Source organism: Bacteroidales bacterium, assembly GCA_031275285.1.
In the GTDB taxonomy this organism is placed as follows: domain Bacteria; phylum Bacteroidota; class Bacteroidia; order Bacteroidales; family UBA4181; genus JAIRLS01.
The window spans coordinates 22,619-45,872 of the sequence record JAISOY010000223.1 but is presented as its reverse complement, the minus strand read 5'-3'; the positions used below and the strand labels follow the sequence as shown (position 1 = coordinate 45,872).

Sequence of the window (23,254 nt, the reverse complement as noted above, 5' to 3'; positions counted from 1 at the left end):
CATACAGGTCTATGGTACCAGCCGGTCGTTTGGTAAAAGTACCGTTACCGTTGTTCAATGCAAAATACCATTGGTCATCATTTTGTGCATTGAGTATAAAGTCCGGCAAGCCGTCGCCGTTGAAATCACCTGTACGGATCATGCTGCAGTCGGAAATATTGGCCCGGGCAATTTTTTTCGAATCATGGAAACGGGCGCCGCCGGTTGTCTGGTTAAAATACATGGTATAGCCTTCCGAATGGAAAACCAGCAATTCGTTCATCCCGTCGCCGTTAAAATCGGCGATAAACATTTTCTTTGGTGGCTGGGGTAAATCTAAGCTAAGGTCGATCCAGTTACCGAAAGAAACCACCTGGTCCGAAGCAATACCCGTTACCTTGCCGATTTTACCCGGATAAGATCCGCCGATGGAACCTGTTTCTACAGCGACGATTTCATCTATTCCGTCATTGTCGATATCTCCCGTAACATAAACAGGAAGCTCACTGCTGGCTGTTATAAGCATATGTCCCAGTCCCTGTATCCCGGTCGGCGATGGTACCCTGTTATGGGTATTATTGTTTTCATGATTGTAAATGTAAAAAATGGTACGTTTGCCAAAACCGTCATGAAGATATAAAGGTGTCAGCAGGTACTGTCTCCCGTCACCCAATGCATTGAATGCCATTGGTCCGCCTAAGCGCTGGTTATGGTTTATTTTTTCTATTTCCATACTTGGCGCTAAATATTTTTTGCCGGATGCCACGAACTTGAAGCTTCCGTTATCCTGCCTGGTGGACAGGAAATGTTGTGACAGGGTATATACCGCTCCTCCTTCATCCGGGGCCGAATAGCCGGGTGTCAGGCTGATGATGTCGCTGACCCCGTCGCCGTTCAGGTCGGCGGTAGAGTAGTACTGCTGCTCAAAACCCGTTACAGAACCTTCCAGGGTAAGCGAACCCGCCGTATGGCTATTGCTTGTCCCATAATAACCCCAATCTAATACCAGTGGCTTCAGTGCTTCTCCTTCACCGTTCTTTTCGGTGACCGACACCAGCCTTGAAAAATGGTCGGTATTGGCATATTCCAGCATATATTCCCGGAAGGTGTCATTTCCCGTCCGGCAGGTGACTTTATCCAGGCGGTGCAGCATCTTTCCCGGGATACCGTCAAAAATAAAGGGTGCCTGGTCGGTACGGCTCTGGTAACTCATCGATACCATATTGTAGAACGATGAACTTACATGCTTGTTCTTACCGTAAATCACAGAGGCCAGGTAAGTAAAATGCTCGTACCTCGTGTAATAATAGTTCATATAGTTGCCGGCAGGATCTTCCACATAATCCAGGTGCCAGCCATATACTTTGGTGACCGTGTTTGACGGGTTCGATGTATCGTAATATACATGCCGCCCGTCGCTGTTGCCCACCCCCCCGTAATAATATTTCATGCCGTCTTTGGTGACCACCTCGAACCATGCATTGGCAGCGCTGCCGTGTAAGGTTATTTTAGTGAACGGGTCGGCCTCCGTATGGTATATGGCGCCGTTCTGTCCCGCCGTTCCGGAGGAAAGGACCAGCCTCTGCCCGTCCAGGGCATACCCGACATCGGCAAGATAGGTTAACCCCTCAGCCGTTTGATCATAATATTTGCTTTTAGGAACGCGGGTGATGGCCGAGGTCCCGGCCAGCGAACCTCCCCATCCTGCGACGCCGTTGCCGCTTTGGCTGTTGTAGACGATAGCCAGGGAAGGCTGTAATCCGTTGATTCCCGGTGGTACTGCTATGGGGATACTATAAGTAGCCGCTCCCGTGGCGCTTACATTGAAAGCGCCTGCCGTGATACCCACGGCAGAATTGTCTCCGGTGTTATTCCCGGTAACCGGCGGGTTACCCGGGTAACCCAGGTCTTCGGTATATGTTGTCGCTAACCCTTGTATGCTGGTTTTAATATTCCCGTTTTGGCTGTTGCCCTCCGATACCACATAGTAGGTTCCCGCATCTAATGTCCTTTTGATGCAGGCATGTAAAGGTGAGGAACACATGCCTTCGCCGGCATAGTCATCATTATAAGCGATTACATCACCGTTGGTATCCAATAAATGTATGTAGGTGTTATCCAGGCCCGACCCGCAATGGGAAACGGTGATATCCATCTTTTGGTTAAGTTTGAACTTATAGAATACATCATTGGTGGATTGCCCGGTATAAGTATTGGCAAAATTCCCGGTGTTCTGAGGATTCGAATATTGAAAAGCATAAGAGTATTCGCCGGCATTGATCGGAAGGTTCATGTTTTCGCCTCTCAGAAAGCCCTCTATATAGGTATATACGGTTCCCGTACTTCCTGGTTTTACCTTGGCCATCACATAATAGGTGCCGGGGGCAAGGTTTTCCCTGTATAAATATGAGTGCCCGGTTGCAGTACATTCAATACCGGCCGGATGGTCGTCGTTCTGTGCTATAATAGAGCCGGATAAAGTCAATATGGCCGCATAGGTATCCAATGCCGTTGAACCGCAAAGGTTTACTATAATATCCATGGAAGTAGTGGTTGTGAACCGGTAAAAAATATCCACCCCATCTATCCAGTTGTAATAATTAGTATAGAGACCAGACTGCCTGGAATCGTCAAAGTCAAAATCACGGTAATAGGTTCCTATATCGATTGCCGAGTCAGGGTCATCCCCGGGTGCTGCAGAAATACACACACCGGTTGCCCTCGACTCCCAGCCGTAAAATCCCAGGTCGCTGCGACTGCCTCCTTTTCCCGGGGGCCTGGTACGATCGTAAAAATCCGGGCGCCCGGCATCGATACACGGCGAATAATCCCAGAAATGATAGGTCTGTATCGGATCGGTTTCATCAAAATATGGAAATTCATCTATTACGCCGTTGTGGTAATTAACCCCCGAACCCAGATAGTCTTTATTCCTGATATTGGAATATTGCACGTCGATGTAGCTCTGCAGGTAATAGTAATTTATTTCAGCGGTCATCTGCGGGTTATACAGGATGCTGTTGGTGATCAACAATTCTTTTGCCAGTGATCCGGTAAGATTAACCGCATACGAACCCTGGTTATCGGCAATGGTCACATTACACATATCTATACCGCCGTAGTTGACCGAAGGGTTCAGTTTTATAAGGGCGCCGCCGGATCCTGCATTGTTGCCATAAATTAAAGAGTTATACAAGGTACAGAAAAAACTTCCGTATGTTTCAATAGCCATCCCCGGGTTTTCCGTTAAAATAAGGTGCGATAATCTGGGGTAACCATTACTGATAAAAATGAGTGGAAAGCCATTTTCGCCGTTGATCATTTTCATGCCGTGTAATTCCGGGGAAGAGTTGTATATGTATACGGCGTTTTCAAACGCGCAGGCATCGATGATGACTGATTGCGGGCATTCAAGGTTTCCGACAAGGTAAACATTTTTTGAAATATAAACATTTTCATTGTATTTCCCATTTTCAAGTTTGATGGCATCACCCGCAGATGCCCTACTTATAGCTTTATAGATGGTACGGAAAGGCGCCTGTTGCGTGCCGGCGTTAGTATCGCTCCCGTCCGGGGAAACATACCATTGGAAAGAGGTAGGGATATTGTCGGTATAGGTCCATTCGGATGAGCTGCTGCTTTTTGCGACAGACCCGGCAGTTTTTACGCTTTCCGTTAGCAGGCTGATATCGGCCTTTATCGCAGTCAGACGTTTTTCTGTGGCAGTATTTTTTGACTCGGCTAATAGTTGCAGGATTTGTTTCATTTTCACCGTGTCGCAACCTACCCCGGTCATGGCCGATATCTTACAGCGCAGGTCGCTGTCCGTTGCCAGTAGGCTGGCTGCCTGGAAAATTTGTTTTTCCTGTCCGTTAGTATTTGTAAATGACTGTAGGATAATAATAAAGCATATGGTAGATCGTCTGATATGGATGAGTAAATTTATTTTCATAGTTATGGGTTATTAGTTGAACAGATCGAAAGGATAGGATAAATTCAATTTATCCGGTTTATTCTTTAATGATTTTCCAGACACTAACTTCTTCGCCGAGGATGATCCGCAGGATGTATATCCCGGCCGGAAAAGAAGAAATATCCATAAGGTTCGTAGCTGTAATACCAGTTTGTTGTTTTAATATATTTCCGGTTGCAGCGTGTAATATGAACAGGGATTTTTCCGGGATCGTGCCTCCGGTAATATCTATCCGGAGCTTTCCCTTAGTGGGGTTAGGATAGATCTTTACCTTCCGTTCTTTCAAGGCTTCTTCGGATGGAACAACAACGGATTCACCGAAAACAGCTTCGGAAATATCCCATTCGGATTCCGGTATATCTTTTTTTGCAGATTTCAGGCTATTACGGGAGGTCATATTACTCACAGAGATCAACTCCTTGTTTTTCCGGTTACCGGAAGCATCATAACGGTACTTTACCTGCTGGGCTTTTACCTGAAATCCCCAAAGCATTACCGGTAACAGTAAAAGGTATATGCAAAAACGGTGGTTTTTCATACTCATATGTTTTTAGTATTGATTTCACATGTAAAGTTGCACTCAGTTCACTACTGTCTTCACATAAAGGTCATGATTTCATCGCACCAATAGTAAAAATATAGTAAAAATTACTTAAAAATATTGTTTATGTGTGATTGTCAGTGTCTTATATTTTGCAGAATATAGTTGAAAATTATTAGAGTGTCCTTGAAAAGTTCTTTAAAATATTGAAAAAAATCATTTCATGAACCAATACGGATGATTTTAAACCGGACTTAAAGCAGTACTTTTTGCTCTTTTTCATCCAATACCGGCATGATCTTGCACAATTCGTCGATATGGCTCTTTTTTACCTCCTTATATTAATAAGGAATTGTTAAATGATGTATATTATATATATATTATCTCAAGAACGCATCATTCGTAAAAAATCAATATTTGGGGTTGATGCAAAAAAGTAGCGCGTGTTATCCATGATTGAGATGTCGCCAGGGATAAGCACGCGCTGAGGGGTTATTTAGAATTGAGCAATGTTAGTCGATTCTAGTCCCCAACCAAGCAACCAGCTTTCGTGTTAGGAAGGTACCGATATATTTATTTCTTTTGTTCATGTATCTTATGTTACTTAGTCTGAAATTTTAAATAAACATTTATATAATCGTATTAACGATCCAAAGCCAATTATGTTCACTATTATTTGTTAATTTTTATTCTTTTTACTGCATTGGATGTTTTTTTGTTCTTTCCTGAAAAATGTTTATTTTTCAGGAAGTGATATACATCATTGACCTATGACAAATATAGACAATAAAAAAGCGGAAACCAACAAAATATAGTCCGATTTTGTGGTATATAGCGAACAATTGTTTAATTTGCTTATTTTCAGAGCATTTTGCTTAGTAGATATAGTTATTTTCGATATGGGGCCAGATGGTTGGAGCGCCACACAGGAAATAACCGGTCGATGAGGGCTGTATTTTTCCTGTTTTTGAAGATCCGCTGTAAATAATAGATGATATATTCTGTTATTGGTACCCTGGTCCGGAGTGTTTGAACGGGGATTACAAAAAAGGCGTGGTTATCCTTGTGTGAGAGCATCGCCAGGGATAAGTCCACGCCGCGGGGGTATATAGAATTGGGTAGTGTTAGTCGATTCTAGTCCCCCAACCAAGCAACCAATTTTTGTGTTAGGGAGGTACTGGTATATTTATTTCTTTTATTCATGTATGTTATGTTACTTAGTCTGAAATTTTAAATAAACATTTATATAACCGTATTAACGATCCAAAGCCAATTATGTTCACAATAATTTGTTAATTTTTATTCTTTTTATCCGCATTGGATGTTTTTTGTCCTTTCCTGAGAAATGTTTATTTTTCAGGAAGTGATATACATCATTGACCTATGACAAATATAAACAATAAAAAGCGGAAACCAACAGGATATAGTCCGATTTTGCATCATATAGCGGGCGATTGTTAATTTGATTATTTTCAGGATGTTCTGCTCAGTAGGTATAATTATTTTCGATATGGGGCCAGATGGTTGGAGCGCCACACAGGAAATAACCGGTCGATGAGAACTGTATTTTTCCTGTTTTCGAAGATCCGCCGGGAATAATGGATGATATATACTGTTATTGGTACCCTGGTCCGGGGTGTTTGAACGGGGATTACAAAAAAAAGGCGTGGTTATCCTTGTGTGAGAGCATCGCCAAGGATAAGTCCACGCCGCGGGGTTATTTAGAATTGAGCAAATGTTAGTCTATTCTATTTCAAATACACCCTCCAAACAACCGTCTTCCGTGTCAGTAATATAAATTGTATACCACGCTGTGTTCCAATCGCGCGTACCAATATATAAGGTTTTGTTTGGAGCCGATATTACAGCCTGCCTATACACGGGAAACCCGTAATAATTCAACACTGTAACACAGATATTGCCCAATGATTTAAGAAATATAACCCTTAAATCTTCCTCGCTCTGGTATATTACTACACTCCGGGTGTCAGGTTCGATTTCAGCCTCCGGGCCTAATCCACCTTTCAGGGTAACATGGTTCCTGTGTTTCCCTACCGCTTGAACATCGAGTTCATTTACTGCCGTTATATGATACATGACCATCATGTTTGTTCGTCCTATGTTTTAATAAAATAGCAGCAATAATCTTTGCCCGGCGGTAATGTTTATAAATTCAACTTTTAGTGATATCTGGTGCAAACATAAGCGACCCTGGTGAGCCGCAGCACAAAATATAGTTCAATTTTACACCATATAGTAAACAAAAACATAATATATTTAAATTCACATAATTAATTTTTAAAAATATAGTTGATTTTTCAGGTGGCTTGATCAGGAGGCCAAAAAAAACGCGTATTATCTTTACGGAGGGAGCCATAAAGAAATACGCGCAGCGGGTATCTTTGAATGTTAGCTGTGCCTCCCGCTATTTCACAAAAAACTCATTCAGGTAACCGCCCAGCGGGTCAGTCAGGTAGATGCTGTAAATTCCCGAAGCCCAAGTGCTCGTGGTTATTACTACCGGAGTGTCGGGATCCGAATTCACTGTTCTGTTGTACATCGGATAGCCGAACTCATTCATGACCGTGATGGTGACATTGCCTACGGCTTCCCAGAAAATAACTTCCAGCCTGTCATCATATTGATAGACCACCACTGTTTCCTCGGTGGCTTTTACACCATTTCTGGCTCCTATTCTTCCACGCGTTACCACATAATTTTGTGTTTCTTCCGGCAATACTGCTACCCCGCTCAATGCCGATATTTCAGAAACACTCACGATCAACCCCATACTTAAAATAAGTAATAATTTCCTCATGGTAAAAAGAATTAAAAAATTAAAATTTGAAATAGATATCCCTGCAAACATAGGATTGGAGCGACCCCGGGGCAAGGTCATATAGTCAATAATCGGGTAAATATAGTGGTCGAAAAAATAACCACCATCGTAACAGGTGGTTATTTTTTTAAATATAGTAAGGCAGTCCGAAGGATATAACCTGCTTATCACATGACCTCATGCAGGAAGATATTGATATCGACACGCGGCTGAATGTTCAGCTTCTTCCGTATATTGGATTTCTTCTGCTGGATGGTGTTGTTTTTCTGTTTCATGATCATCGAGATCTCATGGTTGTCGAACCCAAGGTAACACAGGCAGCAAATGGTGGCTTCCGAGTTGTCCAGCGCCGGGTATTTCATTACCAGGTCTTCCGAGAAGTTCGTCCGTATCTTGTTGACGGCATCCACAAAGATCTCTTTGTTCAGTTTCGAGAGTACCTTGTTGAGCCTTTGTACCAGCGCGGCGCCGGTATCGCCTTTTGCGATGGCATGTTCGAGCTGCATCACGCCCCGGATAATGCCCAGCTGTTCCAGCAAGGCATGGCGCAGCCCGCTTTCCTTGTCGTCCCGGTTTTCCGACATTTTCTGTAGCGTAAGAATGGTTTGCTCCATGCTGTACATCTGGTGTTTGTTTCGGATTTGCCTGAAAAATAGCAGGCTGATGATCAGCGCCAGGCTGAAGATCAGGACGCTGCTCAGCAGCAACAGCCGTTGCTTTTCAATGACCACCTTTCCCCGTTCGTTGGATACCTTCTGGTGGTTATATTTTTCCTGGATCTCCAGCATGGATTGTTCCGAATCTAAGAGTAATATATTTTGCAACATTTCGGTATATACCTGATAATAGGCCAGCGCTTCCTTATAATTGCCCTTCAGGCTTTCCACTTTCGACAGTACGAGGTTCAGGTAGGTCATAAACGACTGGTCTTCCTTCAGTTCATCATCCTTGTCGATAAAAGAGGTCACCAGGTCGATATAAAAACAGGCGGAATCGGAACGGTTCAGGCCACAGTAAACTTCTGCAAGGTTGGCATATGTCATAGCGCGGTCTGTTTCGTCGGAAGCCAGTTTAATGGATTGATAAAACTGTGATCTTGCAGTGGTGTATTCTTCCATTTCGGAGAAGATCACGCCTTTTTTCCTTAATAAACTGGATTTTATGGGTTGAATTTCATGTTTTTCAGCAATATCATATGCCAGGTCGTAATAATACAACGCGCTGTCCCTTTTTCCTAGCAAATTATAAGTCGCTCCGATCATTTCCAATGCCTGTATCTCATTGTTATGATTGCCCGATCCATGGAACATCTTCCGTGCTTTTTTGAATCCTTCTATCGAATGTTCGTTTTTTGCCCCTTCATAATGCAAAAAAGCAATATGGTGCCAGATAATTCCTTCCATGTTCCTGTCTTCGGATTCGCAAACGAAGTCGGCCGCTTTCAGGTAATTCATCATGGCATCTTCGGTTTTCTTGCACGAATGCGCCACCCTTCCGCAGTAAAAACAGGCCAGTGCTGCTTTTATGGGATCCCGTTTGCCCTCGAAAAATCCCTTTACCTGGTAAATCATGGTATCACAGGAGATGTCCATGTCCAGTTTATCTTTTGCCTGTACCTCATGCAGTACATAAGTATAATACTGCTGCAGGGTCAATAGCCCGGTATTTACCGATCCTAACAACCTCAATGCACTGTCGGGATATTCGGCAACGATGGTTGCCACATGGTCAAGAACCCCGATTTCCCGTTCTTTCTCACTCTCCGTACATGCCGCATAACCCATACACGACATGATGATAATACATAATGCCCAAGCCTCGTTTTTCATGATTACAATAATTTATGATCGTATCTGTAGTGTTCTATATGTAATTGATTCAAATTCTACAACCTCCATTTTTTCCATACCCACTAAAAATTAATTATACACCACCCCTTGTCTTGTTTTCAGGGCTTTCAAGGTCAGCGTTGTTTGCGTAAAATTACATAATAAAATGAAAATTTAAACAAAAAACGAAGTTCTATATGAAAGAAACCTGCGAATGATCGGAAAATAACAATAAATAATCAGTTTTTGTGTACAAGATGGGGCAAATATAGTAAATATTATCAATAAGTGCGTCCATTTTTTTCTTTCATTTTCCCTTTTCGAGTGAAAAAGAAAAGACAGATCCTTTATTTGAAGCAGATTCTACCTGGATCGCCTGTCCGTGTGCCTCTACAATATGTTTGGCTATGGCCAGTCCCAGTCCGGTTCCGCCCTGTTCGCTCGAACGGGCTTTATCGCAACGGTAAAAGCGTTCGAAGATCCTTTTCTGGTCGCTTTCGGCGATCCCGATCCCGTTGTCGGCTACCGAAATCCGCCATGACTGGTCTTTTTCGGTAAAGAAGACACGGGTCATCCCGTTTTTCTTCCCGTATTTGATGGAATTGGCCACCAGGTTATTCATCACTTCAAGTATCCGTTTGCGGTCGGCATATACCCTGACTTGTTTTTTTTCCACTTCCAGTTTTATCTTGGCCGTCCTGGCTGTCATTTCATCCATTTCAAAGACCTCTTCCACCAGCGGTACCATATCGAAGGAGGTATACTCCATGGGATATCCGCCTGATTCGAGGCGTGAAATGGATTCCAGGTCCTCCACGATATGGATCATCCGGTTGATGCTTTTTTCCGTTCGTTCCAGGTACAGGCGGTTCACGGTTTTGTCTTCCAGGCCGCCGTCGAGCAGGGTCAGTATATACCCCTGTATATTGAATATAGGGGTTTTTAATTCATGGGAGACATTGCCCAGGTATTCCTTCCGGTATTTTTCCATCTGTTTGAGCTGGTCGATTTCCGTAGCCTTTTCACTGCTCCACTGCAACATTTTTTTCCGGATATCCGATAAAGCGTCTTCTTTCCCGGAAAGCACCTCCAGTTCTTTTTCCGTCAACTTGCCTCCGTCGATCAGATGGAACAGGAAGTTGAACTGTTGTACGAGAAAACGCCTCAGGAAAAAGACCACCAGGGCAAAGGCTGCTACAACGAAAAGGAAAATGACCAGTATTTCCACCCACAGGCTGTGTGGGTCGAGGTATTGCAACAGGTACAATAACCCGACCAGTATGATCCCGCCCGACAGTGCTATGTAAGCAGCCGTGCGTATAACGAAACTGAATCTCACTGTTTATGGTTTCAGGTCCATCGATTGTAATATCCGGGTCACATATTTCCCGATAATATCAAATTCAAGGTTGACCACGGTACCCGGTTGGATCTGGTGGAAATTGGTGAATTCATAAGTATATGGGATAATGGCGACCTGGAATGATCCGGCTTGTGAATTTACCACGGTAAGGCTTACCCCGTTCACGGCAACAGACCCTTTTTCCACGGTAAGGTTCCCTTTTGCCGTGTCGTAGCGGAAAGTGAAATACCAGCTTCCGTCGGCTTCTTCAACGGCGGTACACTCGGCTGTCTGGTCGACATGCCCCTGTACCATATGGCCGTCCAGCCGGTCATTCAGTAACATACTGCGCTCAAGGTTCACCTTGTCACCTGTTTTTAATAACCCAAGGTTTGATTTCACCAGGGTTTCCCGGATGGCAGTCACCGTGTAGGTCGTGTCTGTCATTTTCACGACCGTAAGGCATACGCCGTTGTGGGCAATACTCTGGTCTATTTTCAACTCATTCACGAATGAACATTCCATGGTGATATGCAGGTTGTCCTGCTCCTTTTCAATGCCCACCACCCGGGCTGCTTCTTCAACGATTCCTGAAAACATAATATGGTATATTGATTAAATAAAAATAGAAAATGGTTGGCCATCTTCTATTTTCCTATGATTAAAAGTTACTCCAAAAAATCAAAGATCATCTGTCGGGGTCAGTACCGGTTCTTTTTATTCCGGGCCTGGTAGACCCAGAAGCGGATCAGTATATAACCGAACAGCATTCCGCCGACATGGGCAAAATGGGCAATATTGGAACCGGGTTGAGAAAAACCGAGGAACAGCTCGATCCCTCCGTAAGCCAGGACAAACCATTTGGCCCGTATAGCGATAGGAGGGAAGAGCAGCATCAGCTGGACATTCGGATACATCATCCCGAAAGCAAGCAATATGCCGAATATGGCTCCTGATGCACCTACCGTGGGAATGCTCATCATGTTCATTTTCATTATTTCCATTACCTCAACGGCTTGTTGTGCAAAACCGGAAGCAGATGGATTGGCAGCCCATTCTTTATAAACAGAATACCAGGTTCCTAAAGCCTGCGTCGTAAACCCGTCCTTATGTGCTTCCAGGAATTGCTTGAATAATTCAGGCGACGGAGCATCCATGAAGGCATTGATATCGACCTGCACCTGATGGAAAACAACATGGTTGACCAGCGTATGCAGGGCGGCCGCACCCAATCCGGTAAACAGGTAATAGAACAGGAAACGTTTTCCTCCCCAGGCATTTTCTATCGGAGAACCAAACATCCATAAAGCATACATATTGAAAAAAATATGCATAAGCCCGCCATGCATGAACATGTGCGTGACAAACTGGTATGGCTCAAAATAGACCGATCCCGGATAAAACAAGGCCAGGTACCTGATCATGGGGTTAATTAGTCCTGCTCCGAACCGGCTTTCACAAATAAATGTGGCCAGGAAGAACAAGATATTAATGATCAATAAGTTTTTAACAACCGGTGAAATCCTATTCATGTGTCTGAAGGTATACTTTTAGATAGCATCTTATTATGGTGGGATGCCATTTCAATGAAAGCACAAAGATAGACAGATTTCCGTATTTCGTGTGTTAAAGTGGAAGTGATCTGATAAACAGCGTGTTGTTGGCTAAATAAAAGCAGTTCTGTAATTGAAGGTATATGTGTTGTATATCTTATATTATGTGGGAAATTTATTGTGTTATGCTTTGAGGGCATGTAAATTATTGATGGATTCGGTTTATAAGTAATAGTTCAAAATTATATCATACATATATGGAATCATTTTTTACCCTTCTTTTTCTTGATAAAAAGAAGCAAAAATCAAGGCTTGTTTCCTCAGCGACCAGTCACTGCACGCTACGGGACGCCGGAAGAACTACCTTCGGTGAGATCGCTCCGCTAAGTTCGCCTGACGGCTCAGACAGCTTCCGGCTTGCCCCTTCACTTTGCAGGACTGGTACCCGCTTCCGGAAGGTCAGGCCTTCCTGGTGTAGCACTTTTGTATGAGCAGGTGAACAGAAATATGAGATATGTGAACTAATTATGAACGTCTACTTACCATTATTATATGGTATGGTTATCAAGCATCCCGGAGAATAGGGATTGAAACACTATGATAAGGGATATGATTTGAAACATTATATCTGAACAATTATCATTTATTGTGTTTTTGCATCATCTCATTATTTTTTCATTTCGCGAAATGAAAAAATAAGCATTTTATTGCTTAATAACCAAATAATTAAGTATGTTTATTTTTACGTATAACTGCATGATAGTCACAAATGTATTCAGTGAATAGCTATATGTTTGTTAATCACAGATTTTTGCTAGATTAGTTTACATGAAATGTCCATAAATATAGCGGTATACCCACCGTAATGAACAAAATCGGACATTACATCTGACCTTTAAAAACAATTTTGTACAGATGAAATAAACTATATTCGAGGAGTTGTTTGTGAATAGAATAAGAATCATTCATTTTTATCTTATCGACAGACAATTGATAAATATAAACCTCAATTTTGTCTTGTGTACAAAATGAAAATAGCCGTATGCCTTTATTTCAGGCGATACGGCTATTCAGCGGTGAGGGAGAGGCTCTCATACCTATAAAATCACATCATATCATTTTATGTCTGAATATCTTTATTATACACATATTTACAATTCAACAATAATAATAAATATCATGGATATATAATTGCGTATAAAATATATGGCGTATTTTTTTGCGTAAATAATTTTATCGAAATGAATATAAAACGAAGTATCACTTTTGAATTAACAAAACAGAAAAAAGATGGTGTTTTGATAGAAAAAAACCATATGGTAAGTGTTTGTTTTTTAAGCGTGAATAAAAAATAACAAGGATTTTTATGAAAATTAAGCGTTTATTAAGCGTTTTGTTAATCGAGCGCATCTATATTTCTAAACATTTTCTGTGGCAGGGAAACAGGATTCGTTAAGGATATTCTTTTGGAAACAGCAGACCGGTTTTAATAAATGAGAAGGTAATAGATGATATTTATAACTTATAGTTCAATTTTTCATGTGTAAAATCCATATAGGGGAAGAAATCCGGCAACAGTTGAAGGAACAAGAACGGTCGATCAGATGGCTCGCCCAAAAAGTCGGTTGTGACCAAAGTAATCTTAATAAGAAACTTCAATGTTCGTCCATAGATACCGGTTTATTGTCTGAGATTTCTAAGGTCTTGGAAGTCGATTTTTTTATGAAATTATCCAATGGTTTAACCAACCAAGGTTGATCAAACCATGCAACAAGATACAAATCATCACATAGCAAGGTGCTATTTACCTCACGTTTTTTGATTCGATCGTTTCTATGGTATACTATTGTATACTATTGTATACAAGGGAACAGTTATTTTAAAACACAATATCAATCATGAATAATCAATGAGCAAATTACCAGCCATCTTCATCATCCTTTTACTCGGTTTTATTTCCTGTAAAAATTCAAAAAAAGACAGCAAAGAACAGCAAGGCGTTTCTACGGTTTTGCCCGAACAGACCAATCAGGTAAAAGTCATGCGGCTTGAATATTCCGATTTCACACAGGAATTGGTATCGAACGGGACAATTTCGGCAAGGCGTAAGGCTAATTTGCGTTTTGAGGTGCAGGGTCTGGTAACTTCTATTGAAGTGAAAAACGGCGACCGTGTAGCCAAAGGGCAAAAGATAGCGGCATTAGACCACTTCAAACTGACCAAAGACTTGCAACAGGCCAAGGATAATCTGGAAAGGTCGCGGTTATCGTTGCTGGAGATTCTGGCAGGGCAGGGATACGCCATTGGCGATACGGCTTCCGTACCTGCCGACATCATGCAGATAGCCAAAGTGCGAAGCAATTTCGACCAGGCGTCCATACAGTGTGAACTAGCGGATTGCAACCTCAAAAACTCCGTCCTGTATGCACCGTTTGACGGTATCATCGCCAATCTGTTCACTAAGGAATACAATACCCCGTCCTCTTCCGAGGCTTTCTGTACCGTGCTTGACCATCAAAGCATGGAAGTCAGTTTTACGGCGTTGGAGAGCGAGTTGTCGCAAATCAACACAGGCGACAGGGTGTTGGTAACGCCTTACGCACACGGCGGCGCCTCGGTAGAGGGGCGTATCTCGGAAATCAATCCGGTGGTTGAGCAGAATGGCGTTGTTAAAATGAAAGCTACCCTGAGCAATCCGAACCAAAAACTGTATGATGGGATGAATTCAAAAATACTGATACAGCGAACGCTCGGCAAACAGTTGGTTATCCCAAAAAGCGCTTTGGTGCTGCGTACCAACCGGAAAGTTGTCTTCACCTATAAAGACCGCCGTGCAAAATGGAATTATGTGGAAACGGGCGCAGAAAACTCTACCGGATATGTTGTTACCACCGAATTAGCTGTAGGCGATAGCGTGATTTACGATGGTAACATCAACCTTGCACACGAAACACCTGTTGAATTGACAATTGATAATTAACAATTATTACCGTCAGTCATGAGAATGCTGCACAAAGTTGACGTAAAGCACAGTAAACAGATATTTAACATTTTGGTAAAACATGGTGATTAAACAATATATAAGAATACTTATGAAATATATAAAATACTGGCGGGAGATTGGTAATATCCTCCTTCTACCCCCTCCAAAGGGGGATAGACGCTATTTAATGGTGGTGGATTATTCAGGTTGTCAACTACTCGTTGTTGCGAAATTTTCAATTTTCAATTATTCACTACGTTCATGAGATCGCTATCGCTAAGTTTTCAACTCTCAATTCTCAATTGACTATGGTTCGTTTTTGCATCCAGCGGCCCATAGCCGTTTTTATGGCTTTTACGGCTTTTTTCATATTGGGCGTTATTACCTACTTGAATATCCCAGTATCCCTACTGCCGGACATTCCTATTCCGGAAATCACCATCAAAATATCTGCTGGCAACTATTCGGCGCGTGCGCTTGAAAATGCAGTGGTAACGCCTGTCAGGCAGCAATTACTTCAGGTGGGCAAGTTGCGCGACATCCGTTCCGAAACCGCGGACGGTAGCGCCATTGTCCGCCTTGGCTTCGAGTATGGCGCGGATATCGACCTTTCTTTTATCGAAGTGAACGAAAAGGTGGATGCCGCGATGAACTACATCCCGCGCGACATCGACCGTCCCCGCGTAGTTAAGGCCAGCGCGACGGATATTCCCGTCTTTAATCTTTACCTGACCCTTAAAGACGATGAGCCTTACGGTGAAACCAACGAAACGGATTTCCTGAACCTTTGCGAGTTTTCCGAAATGGTTATCCGGCGGCGGATTGAACAGCTTCCGCAGGTGGCTATGGCGGACATCACGGGGTTGATCAACAAACAGATTGTCATCACACCCGACAAAACCAAATTGGAAATCACCGGAATATCCCTGCCGGAAATAGAAACGGCACTCCTGAACAACAATATCGAACAGAGCGGCATGACCGTCAGGGACGGGTATTATGAATACAGCATCAACTTCTCGTCGGTGATGCGTACGCTCGAGGACATCTCTAATGTGTTCATCCGCAAAGGCGAACGGATTTACCAAATGAAGGATATTGCCGATATTGAAATCCTTCCCGCAAAGGAAAAAGGAATGGCCATCTACAACGGTAAACGTGCCGTGAGCCTTTCCATCATCAAGCAGAACAACGAAAATATGGACAACCTGCAAAAGGAACTGGACGCTGCCATCCGGAACCTTGAAAATTCCTATCCGTCCATTGAGTTCAACATCACACAGAACCAGACCGAACTGTTGGATTACACCATCTCGAACCTGAAACAAAACCTGATGCTCGCTTTTATCTTCGTCTGTCTGGTTTCGGTGCTCTTCCTCAACGATGTGAAATCGCCCATGATTATCGGCTTTACCATGTTCGTGTCAGTTATCATCAGCCTGCTGTTTTTCTATCTTTTCAAAATATCGCTCAACACTGTTTCCCTTACGGGATTTGTGCTGGCGCTGGGGATGATGATTGACAATTCGATTATCGTGACGGACAATGTGGGGCAGTACCGGCGCAAAGGGCTTACCCTTGAAGATGCCTGCGTGCAGGGAACAAGCGAGGTGATGGCGCCCATGCTCAGTTCGGTATTCACCACCATCGCCATATTCATTCCGTTGATTTTCCTGAGTGGTATTGCCGGAGCCATCTTTTTCGACCAGGCTTTTTCGGTGACCGTCGGGTTGTTAGTGGCATACATCACTGGTATTATTTTGTTGCCCGTGCTGTACAAAATCGTTTATGCATGGACGCCGCCCCGTTGGGTAATGAATCTTTTGCAAAAATTCCGTAAAAAATCCGATGGTTCATCTGATGAAAAGACGGAAAAGATTACGTTTCTCGAAAAGATTTACCATCGGGGTTCCGATTGGATATTCCAACATAAGGCGTTGACCACGGTAGTGATGCTGGCCGTTTTCCCTTTGTGCGCGTGGCTGTTTACCATCATCCCGAAGGAAAAGATGCCCGACATCAGCCGTAACGAACTTATCGCCAAAATCGAGTGGAACGAAAATATCCACGCCGGCGAAAATCTGAAACGTACCCGGGATTTTCTTCACGCAATGGAAGGAAAGGTTCAGGAAACATCCGCATTAGTCGGCGAACAGCAAAACATGCTTAACCGTGACAGGGCGCAATCGTCGTCGGAAACGGAAGTGTATATCCGGGTCCGGAACAAGGAGGAAATTCCTGTTGTTGAGGAAGAAGTTACACGCTATTTGCGAGAGGCTCATCCCGAAGCGATTGTTTCTTTTTCGCCCGCAGGTACTATTTTCGAAAAAATATTTGTCACCGGAGAGGCCGAATTGGTGGTGGAATATTATACGCGGAACAGAAGAAATATTTCGGATGTGGAAGCGATAAAGGCACTGGAAGAAGATTTGGCGGAAACGGTAAACCAGCCGCCTGTCGGCATGTCGTTCCAGAAACAGTTGAACCTGCATATAGATATGGAAAAGCTGTTGTTGTACAATGTATCGTATGATGATGTACACCGGGCGTTAAGGACAGGGTTCCGCGAAAATCAGGTAACCATCCTGCGCTCCTACCAGCAATATCTTCCCATTATATTGGGCGACAACAATGACCATGTGTACGACATCATCAGCAATACCCTTGTGTCTGGTTCGGCTGACGCTTCCGGCAAAAGGGCGCAGATACCGCTCCAGGCCTTTGTGTCCGTAACCACTTCTGAGGACATCAAAACCATTGTGGCGGGGCGCAACGGCGAATATATTCCTTTCTATTTCTACAACACAGGACAGACCGGACAGATGATGGAATCCATCAAGGCCGACACAAAAAACAGGGCGGCATGGGATGTTGATTTTTCCGGTTCGTTCTTCTCCAACCGCAAGATGATCGGCGAACTAATGGTGATTTTGCTTATTTCCATCATGCTGATGTATTTTATCCTTGCAGCGCAATTCGAAAGTTTCGTACAACCGCTGATTGTGTTGCTGGAAATACCTATCGACGTGGCTGCCGCTATAGGGTTGCTTATCCTATTGGGGCATTCGCTAAACCTGATGTCGGCCATTGGTATTGTAGTCACCTGCGGTATCATTATCAACGACAGTATCCTGAAAGTAGATGTGATGAACCAACTCCGTCGCAGCGGAATGAAGCTGCGCGACGCTATCCACGAAGCGGGACGGCGCCGTCTGAACGCCATCGTGATGACCAGTCTGACCTCTATCGTTTGTATGGCTCCGTTGCTTTTTAGCAGCGACCTTGGTTCGGAGCTTGAAAAACCACTGGCCATAGCCACTATCGGCGGGATGGTAATTGGTACGCCTGTGAGTTTGTTTGTAGTGCCGTTGGTGTACTGGTGGATTTATAGGAAGGAAGAAAAAAAACGATGATTAATGGTTAATGGGGTCTCAGTGTGTTCTCCGTATCATAACTATCAAAATCAAAAATCATCATTCAAAAATCAAAAATTAATTGAATCATGAATATCAGGAAAATATTTTTCATCGTTATATGTGCAGCTTTTACGGTAAGTGCCCGTGCGCAGGTTGTGGAACTATCCCTGAGTCAAAGTATCGAAATGGCCATCGACAGTTCCCTGCAATCATTTATCAGTGAAAACATGTACCTATCCAGCTACTGGCAGTATCGTACTTTCAAGGCGGGGCGTCTTCCTTCGCTGACCCTGAATGCCACACCATTGCAGTATTATCGTGATTTTACAAAGAGGTACGATTCTCAACAGAATATCGACATTTACCGTCAGCAACAATCGCTGTACAGCTATGGTAATCTATCTCTCAAACAAAACTTGGATGTAACCGGTGGTACCTTCTATATTGACTCTGAACTGGGATACGTACAAAATTTCGGAGATAATGATTATACCCAGTTTACGAGTGTCCCTGTCAGGATTGGGTACAGCCAGTCGCTGTTCGGGTTCAACAGTTTCAAATGGGAAAAAAGGATAGAGCCTCTGAAATATGAAAAAGCGAAAAAGCAGTTACTCTATTCACATGAACAAATATCGGAAACAGTCATTAATTATTTTTTCAATCTGGCAATGGCACAGGCTCAATATGACATGGCAGTGGACAATGCGGCATCGGCGGATACACTGTACAACATCGGACAGCAACGGTTTAAAATTGCCGGCATATCACAATCGGATTTGATGACGTTGAAATTGGATGCTATCAATGCGAGAAACACCTTAAAGAACGCCGAAATATCCCTGAAAAGGAACATGTTCGCTTTTGTGTCGTACCTGAATATGGATAAGGACACACTGATACAACTGACATTACCCAACAAGCCGCAGGAATTTGTTATTGATGCTGCGCACGCGCTGGAATTGGCCAAAGAGAATAATCCTGATTACCTGCAATACAGGCAAGATGTACTGGAGTCGGAACGGGAAGTGGAGCGAACCAAGAGAAGTTCCCTTTTCGATGCCAGCTTTTCGGCAAGCGTGGGCTTTAATCAAGTGGCCAACACATTTAATCAGGCGTATCAGAATCCCATACAACAAGATGTGGTATCCATCGGTTTGAGTGTTCCCATTGTTGACTGGGGAGTACGCAAGGGAAAAGCGAACATGGCCAGAAACAACCTGAATATGACAAAGCTGTCGGCACAGCAAAAGGAAATCAGTTTGGAACAGAATATTATGTTAACAGTGAACGATTTCAACATCCAACAAGACCTGATAGCCAGCGCCGAAGAAGCAATAGAACTGGCTACAATGGCCTACAACGCCACGCGACAGCGTTTCATCACGGGGCAGTCGGACATCAGTAGCCTGACCCTTTCGTTAGATCGTTATAAGAACGCACAAACCAACTATATATCAGCATTAAAAAACTACTGGCTGAGTTATTACAATCTGCGCCGGTTGACGCTGTATGATTTTGAACGACAAAAATCACTGTCCCTCATGTTTGACAAGATGTTTCACGCAGAATGAACAAACCAGAATTTAAAATATCATCCTTTTCCGTTATCCTCACTTTCGTATGTCTGGCGATAGTGGGTATTGCTTTGGTTCCGAAGCTTCCGGTAAAGTTTTCGCCGTCGCAGAACCTGCCTCGTATCAGCATCAATTTTTCCATGTATGGCAATTCACCGCGCATTGTGGAAATGGAGGTAACCTCCAAATTGGAAGCGATGCTCAGCAGGATAAAAGGCATACAGAACATTACGTCCAATTCTTATAAGAATGGTGGAAACATTAACCTTCAATTTGATAAACACACAAATATTGATGTCGCGCGCTTTGAGGTATCCACTATTATCCGGCAAGCGTGGCCACAATTGCCTTCCGGTGTGGGATATCCTTCCATATCCGTTGGGAGATCGGATGATAATTCCAGCAGGCCATTTCTAAGCTATACCATTAATGCGCCAGCAAGCCCTTTGTTAATACAGCAGTTTGCCGAGAATCAAATCAAAACCAAACTGTCGCAGGTAGACGGCGTGTACAGCATCAGCGTGGAAGGCGCCACACCTATGGAATGGCAGATAGAATACGACTACCGGAAGCTTGAAGTACTTGGCTTGACCGTAAACGACATAACCAGCGCTATCAGTAAATATTTAGGCAGGGAATTTCTGGGCATAGGAACGATAGATACGGAACAGGGGGAAAAACAATGGATACGGGTGGCACTGGGTACAGGTGTACAAAACGTGGAAAAACAGGATTTGGAGAATATTGTTATCAGATCGATCAACGGACAGATTGTCCGTTTGAAAGAACTGGCGCAGACCGAGCGTGTGGAAGCCCAACCCAATAGTTATTACCGGATAAACGGGCTGAATTCAATCTACATGAACATCTTTGCCGAAGAGAGCGCCAACCAGTTACAACTGGCACAAAAAGTAAAAGATGAACTGGAAAAACTTATGCCTTCATTTCCACAGGAATATGAGACTCATATAGTATATGATGCTACCGAATACATCAATACCGAACTTGAAAAAATTTATTTCCGTTCTGGGTTGACTTTGTTGATTCTTATGATATTTGTGTTCATTACCTACCGGCGCATCAAATACACATTGTTGATTGTAATATCGTTGGTGGTGAATGTTGCCGTTGCTGTTATCTTTTACCGGCTGTTTGGACTGGAGATGCAGCTTTATTCGTTGGCAGGCATTACCATTTCGCTGACTCTGATCATCGACAACACCATTATTGTATCCGATCAGATCATCCGGCGAGGTAACATGAAAGTATTTCTTGCCGTCCTTGCGGCTACCCTCACTACTATTGCTTCGTTGTCGGTGATATTCCTGATGAGCGACAAAATGCGCCTGAACTTGCAGGACTTCGCAATGGTTATTATTATCAATCTGGCATTATCGTTGCTTATTGCCCTGTTTTTAGTTCCTGCCCTGCTCGAAAAAATGAAAATCGGGCAACGGGAGAAAAAAGAAAAAGTAATCAATTGGCGGAAACGGTTTCATATTCGGTTCAACCGGTTTTATGAGAAGTTGTGCCGGTTGATCTGGCGTTGGCGGGCGGCTTTTATCGTTTTTATCATCCTGTCGTTTGGTCTTCCGGTGTTTATGCTGCCTGACAAAATAGACGAAAACAGCCGGTGGAGCAAATTGTACCGGAAGACCATCGGTTCTGAAACCTATAAGGAAAAAATCAAAAAACATGCGGACAATGTTCTTGGTGGAACACTCCGTCTTTTTGTACAAAAGGTTTATTTGGATTCGTATTTTGAAGAGCGTGGGGAAACTACACTTACGGTCAATGCTTCCATGCCGAACAATACCACAATCGCACAGCTCAATGATCTGGTGCAGCGGGTAGAAATTCATTTAAGCCGGTATCATGATATCAGGCAGTTTCAAACGAGGGTGTTCAATGCGCGTAATGCGCAAATTACTATTCGGTTTACTGCGGGTGGACATAAAAGCGGGCTTCCTTATCAACTCTATTCCGAGCTGATTACCCTTGGCATTCAATTAGGCTCGGGCGACTGGACAATATACGGAGTTGGAGACGGATTCAGCAACTCCATGAGAGAAAGCGCCGGCAATCTGTATATCGAAATGTATGGATTTAACTATGATGAGTTGTATTATTGGGCTGGGCAGGTTAAAGACAGTTTAATGAAAAACAACAGAATTAAGGAGGTAGCTACACGTCACGAAAGAAGCTGGATGAAAGATGATTATGAGGAATTTCAATTTGATATAAAAAGAGAACGTTTAGCACAGGAAAACCTCCGGCCATATCAATTAAGTTCATCTATCGGTGACCTGTTTGGGCAGGGAATAGGGGCCGGAGCAATAACAACGTCCGGCGGAACGGAACAAATAAGACTACACTCGCAGCAATACAAAGAGTATGATGTATGGAGTCTCAACGCAATGCCGGTGAAAGTAAGCGGTGTTGAATACAAAATATCGGAACTGGCAGACATTGCCAGATTTCTGGCACCACAAACAGTAGCAAAAGTAAATCAGCAATATCGGCTAGTATTGCAATATGATTATATAGGAGCAGCTAAACAGGGCGAAAGATTCCAAAAGAGAACAAAAGAGAACTTTGGCAAAATATTGCCCATGGGATACAGTTTCAAATCGGGAAACACAAACCAGAGATGGGGAAAGGAAGAAACCCAACAATTCCTGTTGTTATTGTTGATTTTTGTAATTATCTATTTCAATGCAAGCATCCTGTTTAATTCATTCAGCATACCATTATGTATTCTTTTTGTGATTCCCATATCTTATATTGGTGTATTCCTGACCTTTTACCTGTTCAGATTAAATTTTGACCAGGGCGGCTTTGCCTCCTTCATCCTTTTATCCGGACTGACCATCAACGCTAATATCTATATTCTGGATGCTTATAACGATATTTTGAAGAATAATCCAAGAATCGGTAGGCTTCGCGCTTATATCAAAGCATGGAATGCAAAAGTGCGGCCGATATTTCTGACTGTGATTTCTACCATATTAGGTTTTCTGCCGTTTATCATTGGTTTTAAGGAAGCGTTTTGGTTTCCGCTGGCAGCAGGAACTATCGGAGGGTTAGTGCTATCTGTCTTTGCTACGTTCTGTTTTCTGCCGCTGTTTATAGGGGTGGGAAAGACAAAAAATGTTGAATAAATAAGAAACGTACCCGTAAGGTTAATCTTTCTTAGTTGACGTATGGTGAAAATAGCCTTGTTGT

Annotated in this window: 13 protein-coding genes; 5 read left to right on the top strand and 8 right to left on the bottom strand. The window is 43.2% G+C overall.

Annotation, left to right across the window (positions count from 1 at the left end):
- The 8 genes from LBQ60_22110 to LBQ60_22075 form a co-directional block, all read right to left on the bottom strand.
- On the bottom strand, positions 1-3,931 hold a 3,931-nt coding region (locus LBQ60_22110), incomplete at its 3' end, for an FG-GAP-like repeat-containing protein (protein ID MDR2040619.1).
- 58 nt (positions 3,932-3,989) lie between these two features.
- Positions 3,990-4,490 carry a T9SS type A sorting domain-containing protein gene (locus tag LBQ60_22105; protein ID MDR2040618.1) on the bottom strand — a complete coding sequence of 167 codons (501 nt, stop codon included), beginning with the start codon at positions 4,488-4,490 and terminating at the stop codon, positions 3,990-3,992.
- 1,746 nt (positions 4,491-6,236) lie between these two features.
- Entirely contained in the window at positions 6,237-6,590 is a 354-nt protein-coding gene (locus LBQ60_22100) for a DUF3244 domain-containing protein (GenBank protein ID MDR2040617.1), read from the bottom strand.
- 328 nt (positions 6,591-6,918) lie between these two features.
- Positions 6,919-7,311 carry a DUF3244 domain-containing protein gene (locus tag LBQ60_22095; GenBank protein MDR2040616.1) on the bottom strand — a complete coding sequence of 131 codons (393 nt, stop codon included), beginning with the start codon at positions 7,309-7,311 and terminating at the stop codon, positions 6,919-6,921.
- 188 nt (positions 7,312-7,499) lie between these two features.
- Positions 7,500-9,161: a LuxR family transcriptional regulator gene (locus LBQ60_22090; protein MDR2040615.1), complete on the bottom strand. Its 1,662-nt coding sequence runs from the start codon at positions 9,159-9,161 to the stop codon at positions 7,500-7,502.
- 307 nt (positions 9,162-9,468) lie between these two features.
- Positions 9,469-10,500: a cell wall metabolism sensor histidine kinase WalK gene (locus tag LBQ60_22085; GenBank protein ID MDR2040614.1), complete on the bottom strand. Its 1,032-nt coding sequence runs from the start codon at positions 10,498-10,500 to the stop codon at positions 9,469-9,471.
- A 3-nt stretch (positions 10,501-10,503) separates the two neighbouring features.
- On the bottom strand, positions 10,504-11,103 hold the full coding sequence (locus LBQ60_22080; GenBank protein ID MDR2040613.1) for a riboflavin synthase: 600 nt from the start codon (positions 11,101-11,103) through the stop codon (positions 10,504-10,506).
- A gap of 101 nt (positions 11,104-11,204) precedes the next feature.
- Positions 11,205-12,035 carry a rhomboid family intramembrane serine protease gene (locus LBQ60_22075; protein MDR2040612.1) on the bottom strand — a complete coding sequence of 277 codons (831 nt, stop codon included), beginning with the start codon at positions 12,033-12,035 and terminating at the stop codon, positions 11,205-11,207.
- A 278-nt stretch (positions 12,036-12,313) separates the two neighbouring features.
- Between LBQ60_22075 and LBQ60_22070 the strand changes: the two genes are divergently transcribed.
- The 5 genes from LBQ60_22070 to LBQ60_22050 all read left to right on the top strand — a co-directional run bounded on the left by LBQ60_22070 (position 12,314) and on the right by LBQ60_22050 (position 23,190).
- Positions 12,314-12,547, top strand: coding sequence for a hypothetical protein (locus tag LBQ60_22070; protein ID MDR2040611.1), 234 nt, complete (start codon positions 12,314-12,316; stop codon positions 12,545-12,547).
- A gap of 1,418 nt (positions 12,548-13,965) precedes the next feature.
- Entirely contained in the window at positions 13,966-15,036 is a 1,071-nt protein-coding gene (locus LBQ60_22065) for an efflux RND transporter periplasmic adaptor subunit (protein ID MDR2040610.1), read from the top strand.
- A 311-nt stretch (positions 15,037-15,347) separates the two neighbouring features.
- A complete protein-coding gene (locus LBQ60_22060; GenBank protein ID MDR2040609.1) occupies positions 15,348-18,452 on the top strand; it encodes an efflux RND transporter permease subunit in 3,105 nt (1,034 codons plus the stop codon).
- Between the two features lie 89 nt (positions 18,453-18,541).
- Complete coding sequence (locus tag LBQ60_22055) at positions 18,542-20,026, top strand: TolC family protein (protein MDR2040608.1); 1,485 nt, start codon at positions 18,542-18,544, stop codon at positions 20,024-20,026.
- The gene (locus tag LBQ60_22050; GenBank protein ID MDR2040607.1) at positions 20,023-23,190 is read left to right on the top strand and encodes an efflux RND transporter permease subunit; all 3,168 of its coding nucleotides are present in this window, start codon (positions 20,023-20,025) and stop codon (positions 23,188-23,190) included. The genes LBQ60_22055 and LBQ60_22050 overlap by 4 nt, the downstream gene beginning before the upstream one ends.
- The last annotated feature ends 64 nt before the right edge of the window (positions 23,191-23,254 follow it).